Below are 1,113 nucleotides of genomic sequence, written 5' to 3' on the forward strand. Positions count from 1 at the left end.
GGGGCTTTCTTTCTGCTCATAACAAACAGGATGAAGCACTGGAATGATCACTCAATAGTAAAAAGTGGATCAAGTGCTGAGTGTCACACTTTTTCTGTCAATAGGGGCTTGGTGAACACTTACCAAAAAACAACGCATAATAAAAATGCCACGCGTTGGTTGTCCCTCTTGAACCGTTTGTTATGTGTTTGTTTAAATTGGACTTTCACATAATCACTAAAATAATTACCGACCATATTTTGAATAATGAAAAGCTCTACCTCGAATAGTGCTCTTTTCTTTTTTTGCATAATGATAGAATTTCAATCCTTTCTGCTGTCGTTGATGATTGCCATTTGAGTATGTCATTGAGTGTTCTGAAACATCCTAAACAAATGTCATTTTCATCTAGACTGCAATGCCTATTACAAGGTGATTTAGGATCTTCACTTTCGGTTTCATTTACATTAACCATAGTTAATATCCCTTTATAAACAATATCTTGTGATAGAAAAAGTTATTGGAATTTGGCCTTACACATAACGCCGCATTAAGGTGTGAACAACGCAACCACTAAACCTAACCTTGCCACCGTAAACACTAAACCCAACGATGGACTGAAAAATGCCTAGCGTTGAGAATCACTCTTAAATGCTTTGTTAAATTACGGTAACACCAGCTAAATACTTATACCTTCGAGTTCACTGTCTGTATTTTGATATTCTTTAATCAAAGGGTGAATTTCAAAATATGGATAAGTTTGCGTTTCAACCACACCCAAATTTGAGAACAAGACAATATTGGACAAATGGGGCCGACTGAAAATGTTCTTGATCTTACCACTAAATCTATCACTTAAGTTAAGTCCTTTATAAGTTTCTATATGGGGAATATGAATAAAAAGAGAGCCAGCCTTACTCTCTTTAAATTGCCTTCTAGATGCATCCTTACATATATTTTCGAACTCTCTAAGCAAAGCTGGCTTAAACGTAGTACTTATGCTGAGTGCTGAGGAATCCCCTAATGATTTTGATAAAAATCATCAAGTTAAGGTAGATACACATCTTGTCGTATGATCAAATGGTTTCGCAAAAAATCAATAACCAGACAACAAGATGTGCGAACTCGATATTT

1 protein-coding gene is annotated in these 1,113 nt (G+C 35.6%); it reads right to left on the minus strand.

Translation table 11 applies throughout. The features are described from left to right. Positions 1–256 precede the first annotated feature (256 nt). Positions 257–454 (minus strand): DUF1289 domain-containing protein, encoded by a 198-nt coding sequence (locus FKN93_RS17360; RefSeq protein ID WP_170905765.1) that lies wholly within the window; start codon positions 452–454, stop codon positions 257–259. Between the last annotated feature and the right edge of the window lie 659 nt (positions 455–1,113).

Source organism: Vibrio sp. A8-1, from assembly GCF_013048685.1.
GTDB lineage: Bacteria > Pseudomonadota > Gammaproteobacteria > Enterobacterales > Vibrionaceae > Vibrio > Vibrio metschnikovii.

Excerpts from the sequence above, each read along its gene's own strand:
- FKN93_RS17360 (WP_170905765.1), bottom strand. The coding sequence starts at position 454 with ATGGTTAATGTAAATGAAACCGAAAGTGAAGATCCTAAATCACCTTGT.